Source organism: Desulfosporosinus nitroreducens, assembly GCF_023897015.1.
Taxonomy (GTDB): domain Bacteria; phylum Bacillota; class Desulfitobacteriia; order Desulfitobacteriales; family Desulfitobacteriaceae; genus Desulfosporosinus; species Desulfosporosinus nitroreducens.
This window is the reverse complement of record NZ_JAMHFY010000002.1, coordinates 114,690-127,837: the sequence shown is the minus strand read 5'-3', so window position 1 is coordinate 127,837 and position 13,148 is coordinate 114,690. Positions and strand designations below refer to the sequence as shown.

The window sequence follows — 13,148 nt, the reverse complement described above, 5'->3', positions numbered from 1 at the left end:
TCTAAACCTATGCATGTCCTCACACGGACGTGCATAGGTTTTTTAAAAGAGTGAATAAAAATTAATAGGAGGTTTTCTGCTATGGCTAAAATCATTACAATTAACCGTAAATACATTGCCATGGTCGCCAGTGTTTTTGTTATTTGTCTTATTGGGTATGCAGGATTTTCCCTTTGGGAAAATAAGAACGAAAATGTAGCGAAGAACATGGCTGCACCTGAAATTAAAATGATTGGGGTTACTGTCGAGCCGGCTTCAATCGTTAAGGATCTCACTTACGGAAGCGTAACTATAAAAGGCGCACAGGTGATTACAACTAAAACCTTTGACCTAATTGTTACGGTACAGAACATGACTGCTAAAAAAATGACGAATGTACCCGTGGAATTACAAGTGAGTTTAATTGGAAATGACAGCAAAAAAGTTACTTCACCCGGAAGTTTAGAAACATTAGAACCAGGTGCTACTGCTCGTATTGCATTTCGACAAATTAATGTTTTGGGTGATGCATTGGGTAAAAGTGCCACAGATGGACAGCATTTGATTACATTGAGAGTTAATCCTAATCCTGAAGGGGGAGTAGAACAAGCAACAGAAGCAAGTTTTCGCTTCAATGTAGATACAACAGTAAAGGTTCCCTCGACTGTGAAAAAACAGTAAATTCCCATAAAAATAAGTGCTGTCTAAGCACTTATTTTTGTTTTTACTTCATTTAGGGATATAATAACTTTAAGTGAGGTGGATAAAATGGAAATAAGAGTTGATTTACATACGCATACGGTTGCAAGTGGACACGCCTATAGTACTCTTCCCGAAAATGCTCTTGCAGCCTCTCGTAAAGGTATCAAGTTACTTGGTATGACTGACCATGGACCTTCAATGCCGGGCGCACCAAACCTCTATCATTTTGGGAACTTAGCGATTATTCCAGAAGAGTTGCATGGAGTCAAAATCTTACCTGGAGTTGAAGCAAATATAACAAACTATGAAGGAGAATTAGATATCCCAATACATTATCTAGCCAATATGAAACTCGTTCTGGTCGGACTTCATGTTATTTGTTACCCTGGAGGAACTTCTGAACAAAATACAGAGGCCTATATTAAAGCCATGAAAAATCCTTTTACAGATATGATGGTTCACCCGGGACGACCAGAATTCGAATTGGATCTGGAACGGATTGCTCATATGTCTGCACAATTAAATATCCCAGTCGAAATTAATAACAGTTCGCTGTCAAGCGAAAAGAGGGGCGCCTGGGGAAATTGTCGACGTTTTGCCCGTTACATGGCTCAATTTAAAGGGCCGATCATTTTAGGTAGCGATGCTCACTTTACTGATCGTGTCGGAGAATTTAGCCATGCCCTCGCTTTAGTAGAAGAGGCAGGAATTAAGGAGGAGCAAGTTATGAATACCTCGCCAGATCGAGTGCTGGATTATTTAGCCTTCCGACGTAAAAACCGCCCAACAATTACTTAAGCTATGTAAATGAGACTAATTTTCCAATCAATCTAATAGGTACACGAAGCCTCTCCTACCCATATATTGTATTGAGGGAGGGGAAGAAATGTCCGGCAATCAGCCAGATAACCTTTGCGGAGAACCTATGCTGCTGGGAATCGAACTTCTTGCTCCCATCAGTTCAGTCGCAGGAAGTTCAACAATAATATTTGCTCAACCACTCTTAACTGGAGAAGTGTTTGAATCCGCCGCTGTTTTAATTGGGGCTCAACTTATCCTCTTAATCGCTCACCACTTTTTCGGTGTTAAAAGCATTCCTATTCTTGACTCGAAGAATGAACAAACAGTACAGTTACCTCTTTCTGAGCTTCAGGACTTCTTGAGATGGATGACCAACGGAGCGAATTCTTCTTTAAACTTAAACAGTTTACCTAATGAAAGAAATAGACTTATTAATTCAGATACTGAAGCTGCTGTTGAATTAGGAGATAGAGGCTTCATAACTCCCGAAAGCCCCGAAGCCCCAATAGTCCTTGCATTATTTCTCATTGCAAACTTTTCGAATAAGCCCTTTACGCCTGCTAATGAGATTATTCTTCCGATACTCACCTTTCCTGGCCTTCGAGGAGCACTTCCGCTCCTAATCGTGGGACTGTTAGCTACGATTTTTGTTAGAGCAGTTGTCCCACCCGAAACAACAGGTGCAAAGCCTCTGGTAAAAGCGAACACATTGACTAAAAGTAATATGCCGCTTACCTTTACGCCCAACGATCTCCTGAAATTGTTAACTAGATTTGGAAAGCACTTCGGCTCAGATTAAATTCCTAAAAGAGATTGTCTAAAAACCAAGATAATAGTATAATCATCGTCTAAGGGGAGGCAAAATGCCTTTCCTTATTCGTTGTTTATAATAAATTAATTTGTTTCACTAAATTATTTATAGTACAATAAGTTTTGTGGGTAAACTATATAAAGTAATTGATAAACTAGTACATACGTACAGCAAAAGTAAAGGACGTGTAATAGTGCTTTTTAAACGAGGACAGATAGATCGTGAACGTATATCGGGAGTTATAATATTTATAAGTCTATTTGTTATACTAATGACATTGGTCGGGGTTAGGTTCTTAAATGTTAAAGTGACAAATATCGAATTAATTGATCGGGGCTTATATTCGGTTATTACGGATAATGGTCCAGTGAATATTGGTAAGGATGATATTTTAAGAATTGAAAGAACATCTAAAAAAACAGGGATGACTAGTTCAACCGTTGAATTATTTAAGATATATACGACCAAAGGTTTTATTTATCTTTCGTCGTTGGATCCCTTTTATAAGATGGGAAAAGAACTGATTAATTCCGTAGATTTAGAAGGGAAACCAGTATGGATTCACAATTTTAACGGTACTGGTTCTGAGGCATCCTTTGATCAACGACAGAATGCAAATTTGAAACTTATTCAGCCGTTCAGCTATGCGATTGGTACCTCTGCTAAACTGGCATCAGTTATGTTTTCCATTTTATCGTTGCAATATCTTTCGCTTGCTATAGGTGGGTTATCTTTGATGCTCCTTATATTTCCTCTCAGATTAGAAACACCTTTGCCTGCACAATCGGTTATTTTGCAGAATTCGGAGTATAGTAAGGAAGAAAAGCAACTTGACGCTGTCGCAAAATAACACTAATCAGAATTTGGATCTCCAAAAGCTTTGATGTTTTACTGAAAGGAGTTGCGTCAATGAAAGTATCTGTTAAACACATAAAGGGTATGCATTTCCAAGGCGAAGGAAGTTCTAAAGTCTTGACTAATATGGATGCCAGTGTAACAGCTGGAGGAACGGGACATGGAACCAGTCCTATGGAACTCTTGTTGATGACAATTGCCGGATGCAGTGGAATGGATATTGTTACGATTCTTGACAAGATGAAGGTTAAAGTCCATCGTTTTGAAACGACCGTAGAGGGGGAACGTGCCAGTGATCATCCTCGGGTATTTAAAGATATCGAAGTTGTCTATAAATTCTGGGGGGAGTCTCTACCCAAAGATAAGCTTGATCGTGCCGTGCAACTCTCTATGGAAAAATATTGCAGTATCGCTAATATGATTGATAAAGCAGCCAATCTCACATACCGAATTGAAATTAACCCTTAAGCGTAAGATTTGAGCCGTTTTAATTACGGCTCATTTTCAATTATTTGCCATTATGTGACATTATTAGCTGGTTTCCAATGTTACTTTGCAGACAATCCTTGATACAATATACATCTTTTGTTATACTAAGTACGTTATAAATGAAATTTAATTAAAGGATAAACACATAATGATTAATAGTTCTTGGTTTTCTAAGAAGCATTTTTTTTATTGCCATCGGCCTTAATATTTATTTTATTACTCGACGTAAGCAACACGATGTTGTTATTCAAATGTGGGTTACCATCATTGTTGGAATGCTAGCCAACTTAGCTATTCAGATAATTGATTTAAAGCTTGGAATTTTTAAATGGGAATCAGTTCAGATCAGTATCTTTCTTTTGACTGCTATTGTTGTCTACTCTCTGTGGAAACTATCAATAGAGTTAAGAAAACGACATTCTAAATAGTCGTAGCCGCACATCTTGAAAACTGCGGCTTGTTTTTTTGTACTGTCCACTTATCTTGCCATCCAATAGCAGTAATGGCCGGGGTATAAGTGTGGCTAGGTCTGTTACAAGCGATTAGTGAGTTTTTTAGCAAGTAATTCTATAAAAGGAGAAAGAGCTTAAATGAAAAAAAAGGGTAGGATTAAGATAAAAAAGATTTTTGGGTATCTAGTCTTTAATATTATTTTTGCTGCAATACTAGTTCCATTTATATTGTTTTGGGGCCCCTTCGAATCTCTCAAAATTGTAGCAGTTGGCGCAGTGGCAACATCGCGACATCCACAGGTAGTAGAGGCTTTTCTTTCTCAAGAAGAGATTAGCCGTATTATGAATTCTAATAACTATCAAGGATCTGGCAACGGGATTGACTTAGTAAGCACAGAAGTCATGACTGATAAGACTTCGGGTATTACAATCGAAGATATCAAAGGTCAAAGCTTTAAAGGTAAAGTAATGTTAATTAAAGACCCAATGCGAGTAAAATTAGCCGTTACTAAAGAAATTGGTGTAACAGGAGAAAGAGTAACAGATTTTGTCAAGGATATGGGGGCCATTGCGGGGATTAATGCTGGAGGATTTTATGACCCTAATGGTAAAGGAAATGGGGCTTTTCCGGACGGTTTAACAATGCATGACGGGAAGTTGATTCATAACAATGTGGAGGACAAAGCGGTTAACATTGTCGGATTTGATGACAAAGGGAAACTTGTCCTCGGTAAAATGAATGCAAAGCAACTGGAAGAGAAAAACATGCGTGAAGTGGTTACCTTCGAACCTAATTTAATTGTCGATGGTAAACCGGCAATTACGGGTGATGGTGGTTGGGGTATTGCCCCTCGGACAGGAATCGGGCAAATGGCTGACGGAACGGTGATATTTGTTGTTATTGACGGACGCCAACCTACTTGGAGTATAGGGGCAACCCTGCGTGACCTCATGAACGTCTTTGAAGATTATAATGCTGTCAATGCTGTCAACTTAGATGGAGGATCATCATCAGAGCTTGTCTATAATGGTAAGGTCATGAATAAACTTTGGAACATTTTTGGCGAACGATATATTCCTACTGCTTTTGTAGTTACTAAATAAGAACTATTAAGCACTGTTATAAAAGGAGAAAAATAACGCATGAAAAAGAAACTGCGCACGATATTTGCTTGGGTTTTAGTTTCACTCTTCCTACAATTTGGAGCTTATTCTTTTTTAGAAAATAAAGTTGCTAAAGTTCTGGGCCCTGTTGCTGAAGCTGGTCCAATAACAAAGCAACTTGAAGCAACAATACCCGGTACTGATTTTGAAAATGTTCAAGTTTCTTATGCTAAGGATTATTTAGCTTATACAGAAAATGGCACACTCAAAATCTTTAACCTTAAAAAAGAAAAAATGGTCTTCGAAAAGAAAGCCCCTGCGAATGATAACACAATGGGCGTTCTCAACTATCAATGGCTTCCGGATCGTGATACCCTAGTCTATTTTTATGGTAAAAAAAATCCCAATCCGGTAACTTACGTAACTGTACCCGTTGACCCTGTTGTACCGCCTGCAACGACGCCTCCCAAATCAACAGTACCAATTAATCCTGAAGATCCTAATCAAAAACCTAATAAGCAAGTGGAAGAAGAAGTCAAACCAAAAGTTCCCGTTCAGACTAAAACTGTACCTAAGTATGGTAATCCACAAATTACAGAATTGTACACACTCGAACTGCCAAATAGTGATGAAGACACTGCTCCAGATGATCGTTTTAATCAAACAATTAATGAATTCCCAGCTGGCGGGAAAATCGAGGAATTTGTCGTCTCAACTTCTACCAATCTTATATACCTCACAATTAAAAACGGATCTACAGAACGACTCATGGAAATTGACGTCATGAAAAACGTACGTACATTAAATAAAACGGGAGAGACTATTGATAGCATGGCAGCCTCAGATCGATATGGAACACTTTTCATTACCAGCAAAGTGGGAGGGACCAAGCAAGTCATCTCTTTAGGAGTTGGAAATCGTCATACCATTTCTAAAAATGCTAATGACAGGGTCATAGGAGTTCTAGATGGCAAGGTGTATATCGGCGAAGTCAAAAATAATGTTTTAGTTAAAATTAAATCAACTGAGGATCGCTCCGAAATCAAGGATAATCCTTCTTTCCAAACAGAATGGGAAGGTTCAATTCCTTTTAATAACGTGAGTACGCTTATCGGCTCCGAAGGGCAGATAGTTATATATAGTCAACAAATGGCCAATGTAATTACTGCCGGACAACTTGAAGAGATCCCATTGCTTGGTGAAGAGAATTATATCTCTGATGATGGTGCTGAGCTCATTCAAATGAAAAAATCAGGAACATCAACGATTGTAGAATTAAAACCTCTTAAAGACTAGTTAATTTTTTACTTGGATATCAATTAGCTTAAGCGAAGTTAGGCTACAAAAAAAGAACACTTTAGGGTGTTCTTTTTTTGTTGGCATCCATGGCGATGCACTAACTTCGAACATACATGTTCGCGTGAGGGCTCCAGGGACACACGGCCATCCTTTGCCAGAGGTCATGGAGCCCTTACACGCGCATATTTCCATGACTAGGTATAAATGCAACTTGGACTAGCTTAGACGGCCCTATTGCTTCAAATAGGCTGTGTATTAACTATCCATCGTGGTGCGCCATGGCTATGCTCTGACAAGAAAGTTCTGTTTGAGTTATAACCATCGTATTTGAAGTCTTATTTGGTTTTAGCGAAAACTGTCATTAGGAGGTTTGATAGAGGAGGGAGTATCCTCAGAGGAGGGAGTATCACTTGAGGCGGGAGTTTCGCCAGCGGGTAGAGTTTCCCCAGAGGAAGTTGGCAATCCTTTAAGTTGGGTTTCAAGATTGTCGAGCAGCGCACGGATTTGATTCATTTGCTCAATGACAGATGTCATGTCCAGCGAATTAAGATCAACCTCTGTTTCGTCTTGCCCAGAAGGGACTGGGAGTGTGCCACTTTGTCCAAGTGTTGTTGGTTGAGGCGCGCCCTCACCAAAAAGTTCAATTAAGGCTTTTCCTAAGTTTTCTGTCATTACCAACTGGTTTTGATAAGCGAGTACGACTCTTTTCATCTCAGGAATACTGCCGCCTTTATCTGATTGCAGATAAATCGGTTCAACATAGAGGAAGTTGCCGCCGATTGGAAGAGCCAAAAGATTTCCTCGAATTACGCTTGAACCTTTTTGATCCCACAGAGAAAGCTGTTCAGAAATCTTAGGGTCTTGATCTATTCGAGATTCAATCTGTAATGGACCATCAATTTCAATGTTTTTAGGCAACTTATATAGTAATAATTCGCCATAATGCTCTCCATCCATTCGAGCAGCCATCCAGGCTACCATATTGTTGCGTGTATTCGTGGCACTAGACGCTGGTGTAAACGGAAGCATGAGCACGAACTCAGGTTTAGCTTCTCCTGGAATCTTCATGATCGTGTAGTAGGGATCTACGCTTTGTGGGGTTGTTTCGTCGAAAAGTTCTTTTGCAATATCCCAAGAATCTTCCTTATTGTAAAAAACAGATGAATTAGTCATATGAAAGTTTTTAAGCATATTGCTTTGAACACTAAAAAGGGATTCTGGGTATCGCAGATGGTTTTTTATGCTAGGTGGCATACTGTCAAGGTCTTTAAAAACGCCTGGGAATATCTTCATATAGGTTTTCAGGATAGGATCGCTGGGATCAGCTGCATAAAAATCGACGGTGCCGTCATAGGCATCAATAATTATTTTTACTGAGTTCCGAATATAGTTAAAATCTTGATTAGGATACATATTGGAATAGGGCAGGGAATCTGACGTAGTATAGGCATCAATAATCCATTTCAAACGGCCGGCATTAATAATCACATAAGGGTCCATATCATAAGTCAAAAACGGAGCCAGCTTTTCAACCCGCTCACTTATATTGCGGTATACGAGCATTTTACTGGCTGAAGTTACTTCATTGGCAAGGTAGAAGCGCGGGGTTCCATGGCGAAGAGAAAGCATAAATTTATTGAGTGGAGTTAACGGGATCCCGGTTTTACCATTATAAGAATTTTCTGCATTAGAGTTTCCCAGAGGATAATCAAATTCTTTGGCCGTGGTATTGGCGACGACCCAGTCGTTAGTCAATTCACCATAATAGATCCTTGGCTCGGTCATCTTAAATTCAGGAAATTCACTTACAGGTGGGACATCCTTAATAGCATAAGAAGGAAGTCCTTCAGAAGTGACTGCATTGGCAAAGGAAGCAGATGCTCCGAAACCGTGGGTGTACTTTAAGCGCATATTTACAAATGTTTTTGCATTAGAAGTCAGATCAGGAGTAGAGATTTCTCGAGGCCCAATCATTACTTGGCGAGACTCTCCATTAATCGTATAACGGTCGATATCAATGTCATTAAATTTATAATACAGTCGAATACCCTGTTTCTGATTATAGGTCTGTAACATGGGACGAGCATCATTAAGTCGGATATTGTTAAGAGTTCCTTGTTCTGTTTTTAAAGTTTCTGCTGTGACTGGTGTATTACCCGGGTAATCAATTTCTTTAATATTGTCCAAGCTGTATCCAAAGCGCGTTAACTCTATCTCATGTTTAATGTACGGTTGCTCCTTACTCAGCTCATTTGGAAGAACAACAAACGATTGGATAAGAGCGGGGAAGACACTGTAGATTAGGATTCCAAAAACAAAACTTCCTGCAATTGGGATTGTCAATAGCCGGGAATCTCTAAAAGTCAGTGAGATGAAAGCAAGGATAGATCCTAAAATACTTATAAAAATTAGAATTTTGAGGGCTGGAAGTGTGAAATTTAAATCTGTAAATCCGGCACCTACCACGTGTCCATGGGTAGAATAGAGCAACTTAAAAATATCTAAGTAATAACCGTAAGCTTTTAAAGCAAAGAGGATTCCGATTAAAAATGCTAAGTGCTTCCGGCAGCTGGGTCCCATTGAGACAGCACCACTTCGCCAAAGCTTTCTTGAGTGGAAACGAATGACTCCTGTAACGATATAAAAAATAATGGTAAACAAGGTGAGTAAAAAGAGGGGACCAAAAAATGCATCAAATATTGTTCTTAAAAAAGGAAGTTTAAAAAAGTAAAAAGCTAAATCCTTACCAAAAATCGGATCGACCTGATTAAATTGCGTGGCATGGGTAAAAGATAAGACATCTAACCAGCCTTTAAACCCAGCTACGAAACTTATGCCAAAACTAACGATTGCCGAAATTACTAGTAACCATACAGTAACTTTGCGTTGACTCAGGTTGAAAACAGGACGGTTCATATCTTGTACCAAACGCAACCGGAGGCGTAAACGTTCGTTAACAAATGTCACAATGGCATGTCGAATAGATAGCAAGGTTCCGGCAATAAAGAGGAAGAGAATGGTTCCATTTACTGCCTGAAAGAGCACTTTGCTTAGAAATGGAGTCCAGAATAATTGAGAATAACCAAGGTTAGTAAACCACAACCAATCTTCGTATAACCCACTTGAGGCGGTTAAGAATGAGACTAATATTATGAAGCCAATTAGGATTTTAATAAAACGTTTCAGAACAAATTCCTCCTTCGAAACTTCCGATCTTTCTTAAATATAACTACAACAGTTGTGTAATACTAAACCCGTATTAATATATTCTTCCCAATTAATTAAAATCCCTTCATTCATATGTTTCATTTGGACCAAATTCTTTTTTAATTCTGGATAAACTATGATATACTATCTACGTATTTAATACCCTTAAGGGGTATATAGGCAAATAGTAAAGAGGAGTTGAAAGTCATGTATGACGTCATTATTGTGGGGGCTGGTCCTGCAGGTCTAACAGCTGGAATATATACCGCACGGGGAGGACTTAAAACAGCGGTAGTAGAATTAGCAATGCCTGGCGGTCAAGCTGCATCAACGGAAAATATCGAGAACTATCCTGGATTTCCAGACGGAATTAATGGGTATGAACTTATGAATCTATTTCATAGGCAAGCTCTGTCGTTTGGTGTTGAGTTTATCTTTGAGGAAGTTCAGAAATTAGAGCTAAAGGAAGCAGTAAAGAAAATACATACAACCGGTCAAGTTCTTGAAGCGCGTTCTATTATTATCACTGCAGGTTCCAAGCCTAGGTTATTAGGTGTCCCTGGTGAAGACAATTTCCGAGGAAGCGGAGTTTCCTACTGTGCAACCTGTGATGGTGCCTTCTTTAAAGGCAAGAAGGTTGTGGTTGTTGGTGGAGGGGATGCTGCCATTGAAGAAGGGGCATACCTTACTAAATTTGCAGAAGAAGTGACGATTGTACACAGAAGAGCAGGCTTTCGTGCTTCTCAGATCGTCTTAAATCGCGCCAAAGATAATCCGAAAATACGATTTGAACTAAATGCTGTTGTCGAGGAAATACTTGGTTCAAACCATGTTGAAGGGGTACGTGTCCGCAATGTACTCAGTAATGAAACACGAAATATCCCAGCGGATGGAGTGTTTATTTATGTTGGGACAGATCCAAATGCCCAATTTATTGATGAGGAAATTGAAACAGATGACCGTGGTTATATTCTGACTGATGCTCTTTTACAAACCAATATCAAAGGCGTATATGCTGCAGGAGACATTCGCAACACACCACTGCGTCAAGTAGCTACTGCAGTTGGAGATGGTGCTTTGGCTGGGGTTGAGGTTGAAAAGTATTTAGCAGATTCAGAGTAGGTATAAATAATACTAATTATGAGAATTCCTATTAAAATTATCAAAATACATGGTTTAAATCTTGAAATAAGGTTGCTTTTATACTAGTATATAAAAACAATAACTATTTCAGGCAGGTTTTTTTAATTTGGAGATTAAATACAAAGGAGGGATTTATTGTGAACTTCGTGGTCTGCCTTAAGCAAGTTCCAGATACATCTGAAGTACGTATCGACCCAGTGACTAATACCCTCATGCGAGAGGGCGTGCCATCAATTATTAATCCCTATGATGCACATGGTTTGGAAGAAGCAATTCGCCTTAAAGAAAAAGTCGGAGGGAAGGTTACAATAGTATGTATGGGTCCTCCGCAAGCTAAAGAAGCATTGAAGAAAGCTATGTCTTATGGTGCCGATCGAGCAATCCTTTTGAGTGATCGTGCTTTTGGTGGTTCAGATTCCTTAGCTACAGCTTATATTCTTTCAATGGCCCTACAAAAGCTGCATGAAACGGAACCTATCGATCTCGTATTCGCAGGAAAAGAAGCCATTGACGGAGATACCGCCCAAACGGGTCCAGGTATAGCTCAACGTCTTGGATTCCCTCAATTGACATATGCCATAAAGGTTAGAGAGCTTACTGAAACTTCTATAACGGTCGAACGCAAGACAGAAAGCGGGCGTCAAGTTGTTCAAGCTCAGTTGCCTGCTTTACTTACCGTAGAGAAAGAACTTAACGATTTGAGTTACGCATCCCTTCCGAATATGATGAAAGCCGCCGCCTATGAACCTGAAACGTGGGATGCCAAGACCCTTCCGTTTGATGTCAAACAAATGGGCCTTAAAGGCTCACCTACCAGCGTCTCTAGAATTTTTGCACCACCTGGTCGCAGTGGCGGGGAAATAATAGACGCTTCAAAAGATCCAGCCTCGATAGCCGCAACTGTAGTACAAAAACTATTTCAGTCGAATGTTATCATGGTTAATCCCCTAGCGAAGGGAGGAAAGCGCTAATGACTGTCGCAGTTGACAAGACAAAATGTATTGGGTGCGGAGCTTGTGTCGTGGAATGCCCGGTGGAAGCTATGGACCTGATCGATGGGATAGCAGTGGTGGATCCGAAAAAATGTGAAGACCACGGTAAATGCGTCCTTGTATGTCCTACGAATGCACTTGCTATACCCAATCAACCTTCAAAGCCTAAAGAACAGCTTGATCCAGAGGCTGGTTCCAAATTCAACTTAAAAGATCCTTTGCCCGAAGCGGTTAAAGACTATGCTCAAGATAATGATAAAAAGACAATTCCTGCTCAAGTTACGCCGGTTGCTGGTGGAGATGTATGGAGTGGGGTCTGGGTTATTATTGAATACACTAATGGGAAAGTGGCTCCTGTCTCTTGGGAATTGCTGGGCGAAGGGCGAAAACTAGCCGATTCTATAGGGTGTGGACTCAGTGGAGTGATTACTGGCAATGAGATCGACAGTGTTATTCCGGAAGCTTTTGCTTATGGGGCGGAGAAAGTCTTTGTAGTTGATCACCCTATTCTTAAAGATTACCGAACTGAACCTTATGCCGAAGCAATTACCAGTCTGGTTAGAAAATATCAACCAGAAATTATTTTAATGGGCGCAACTTCTATGGGAAGAGATGTTTTTCCAGCTATCGCTACAAAATTACAAACTGGATTAACTGCTGATTGTACGGTACTTGGCATTGATCCTGAGACAAAGCTGTTACAACAAACCCGCCCTGCCTTTGGTGGAAATATTATGGCAACAATTCTTTGTCGCACTAGTCGTCCACAAATGTCAACGGTGCGTCCAAGAGTTATGGCAATGCCAGAACGCATAGATGGACGAGAAGGTGAATTGATTCGAGAGGAATTTACCTTTAACGAAAGTGATTTCCGCACTAAAATTATCGAGTTTATCGGGAGCGATGCTAAGAGCGCCTTCTTAGATAAGGCAGAAATAATTGTGGCTGTTGGCTTAGGTCTTGCTGCCAAAAAGAACCTGGCAATTGCTGAAGAATTAGCGGATGTTTTAGGAGGAACTTTAGCTGGAACGCGCGGTGCTGTGGAAGCTGGTTGGCTGACTCACGATCAACAAGTCGGGCAATCTGGGGTAACGGTTCGGCCTAAAGTTTATATCGCTATCGGAATTTCAGGAGCCATACAACATTTGGTGGGTATGGAAACATCTGACTTCATTATTGCGATTAACAATGACCCAGACGCTTCAATATTAAAAGTTGCCAATTTCGGCATTGTTGGAGATCTTTTTCAAATAGTTCCTGCGATGACTGCAGAGTTTAAGAAACGCCTTCAGCATGGCGTGGCAAATTAAGGAG

General features: G+C 39.9%; 11 protein-coding genes. 10 read left to right on the top strand and 1 reads right to left on the bottom strand.

Translation table 11 applies throughout. The features are described from left to right. The first annotated feature begins 81 nt into the window (after positions 1-81). The 7 genes from M8E35_RS02795 (at position 82) to M8E35_RS02765 (ending at position 6,489) form a co-directional block, all read left to right on the top strand. Positions 82-660 carry a hypothetical protein gene (locus M8E35_RS02795; RefSeq protein WP_252467226.1) on the top strand — a complete coding sequence of 193 codons (579 nt, stop codon included), beginning with the start codon at positions 82-84 and terminating at the stop codon, positions 658-660. Between the two features lie 87 nt (positions 661-747). Further along, positions 748-1,479, top strand: coding sequence for a phosphatase (locus M8E35_RS02790; protein WP_252467225.1), 732 nt, complete (start codon positions 748-750; stop codon positions 1,477-1,479). Positions 1,480-1,567: 88 nt separating this feature from the next. Then, positions 1,568-2,281 (top strand): hypothetical protein, encoded by a 714-nt coding sequence (locus M8E35_RS02785; RefSeq protein WP_252467224.1) that lies wholly within the window; start codon positions 1,568-1,570, stop codon positions 2,279-2,281. A gap of 205 nt (positions 2,282-2,486) precedes the next feature. Further along, positions 2,487-3,143 carry a hypothetical protein gene (locus tag M8E35_RS02780; RefSeq protein ID WP_252467223.1) on the top strand — a complete coding sequence of 219 codons (657 nt, stop codon included), beginning with the start codon at positions 2,487-2,489 and terminating at the stop codon, positions 3,141-3,143. A gap of 59 nt (positions 3,144-3,202) precedes the next feature. Further along, complete coding sequence (locus M8E35_RS02775; protein ID WP_252467222.1) at positions 3,203-3,616, top strand: OsmC family protein; 414 nt, start codon at positions 3,203-3,205, stop codon at positions 3,614-3,616. A gap of 611 nt (positions 3,617-4,227) precedes the next feature. Beyond that, positions 4,228-5,193 carry a phosphodiester glycosidase family protein gene (locus tag M8E35_RS02770; RefSeq protein ID WP_252467221.1) on the top strand — a complete coding sequence of 322 codons (966 nt, stop codon included), beginning with the start codon at positions 4,228-4,230 and terminating at the stop codon, positions 5,191-5,193. A 39-nt stretch (positions 5,194-5,232) separates the two neighbouring features. Further along, positions 5,233-6,489 carry a hypothetical protein gene (locus M8E35_RS02765; protein WP_252467220.1) on the top strand — a complete coding sequence of 419 codons (1,257 nt, stop codon included), beginning with the start codon at positions 5,233-5,235 and terminating at the stop codon, positions 6,487-6,489. Positions 6,490-6,837: 348 nt separating this feature from the next. On the opposite strand, the gene M8E35_RS02760 is transcribed toward M8E35_RS02765, so the two are convergent. Beyond that, complete coding sequence (locus M8E35_RS02760) at positions 6,838-9,678, bottom strand: UPF0182 family membrane protein (protein ID WP_252467477.1); 2,841 nt, start codon at positions 9,676-9,678, stop codon at positions 6,838-6,840. A 228-nt stretch (positions 9,679-9,906) separates the two neighbouring features. On the opposite strand from M8E35_RS02760, the gene trxB reads away from it, so the two are divergent. From trxB to M8E35_RS02745, 3 genes are all read left to right on the top strand, one after another. Continuing rightward, positions 9,907-10,821, top strand: a complete 915-nt coding sequence (trxB, locus tag M8E35_RS02755) for a thioredoxin-disulfide reductase (RefSeq protein WP_252467219.1) — start codon at positions 9,907-9,909, stop codon at positions 10,819-10,821. Between the two features lie 158 nt (positions 10,822-10,979). After that, positions 10,980-11,813, top strand: a complete 834-nt coding sequence (locus tag M8E35_RS02750) for an electron transfer flavoprotein subunit beta/FixA family protein (RefSeq protein WP_252467218.1) — start codon at positions 10,980-10,982, stop codon at positions 11,811-11,813. Beyond that, complete coding sequence (locus M8E35_RS02745; RefSeq protein WP_252467216.1) at positions 11,813-13,144, top strand: FAD-binding protein; 1,332 nt, start codon at positions 11,813-11,815, stop codon at positions 13,142-13,144. The genes M8E35_RS02750 and M8E35_RS02745 overlap by 1 nt, the downstream gene beginning before the upstream one ends. Positions 13,145-13,148: the final 4 nt, after the last annotated feature.

Coding starts and splice junctions, on each gene's coding strand:
- M8E35_RS02795 (WP_252467226.1), top strand. CDS start 82: ATGGCTAAAATCATTACAATTAACCGTAAATACATTGCCATGGTCGCC.
- M8E35_RS02790 (WP_252467225.1), top strand. CDS start 748: ATGGAAATAAGAGTTGATTTACATACGCATACGGTTGCAAGTGGACAC.
- M8E35_RS02785 (WP_252467224.1), top strand. CDS start 1,568: ATGTCCGGCAATCAGCCAGATAACCTTTGCGGAGAACCTATGCTGCTG.
- M8E35_RS02775 (WP_252467222.1), top strand. CDS start 3,203: ATGAAAGTATCTGTTAAACACATAAAGGGTATGCATTTCCAAGGCGAA.
- M8E35_RS02770 (WP_252467221.1), top strand. CDS start 4,228: ATGAAAAAAAAGGGTAGGATTAAGATAAAAAAGATTTTTGGGTATCTA.
- M8E35_RS02765 (WP_252467220.1), top strand. CDS start 5,233: ATGAAAAAGAAACTGCGCACGATATTTGCTTGGGTTTTAGTTTCACTC.
- trxB (WP_252467219.1), top strand. CDS start 9,907: ATGTATGACGTCATTATTGTGGGGGCTGGTCCTGCAGGTCTAACAGCT.
- M8E35_RS02745 (WP_252467216.1), top strand. CDS start 11,813: ATGACTGTCGCAGTTGACAAGACAAAATGTATTGGGTGCGGAGCTTGT.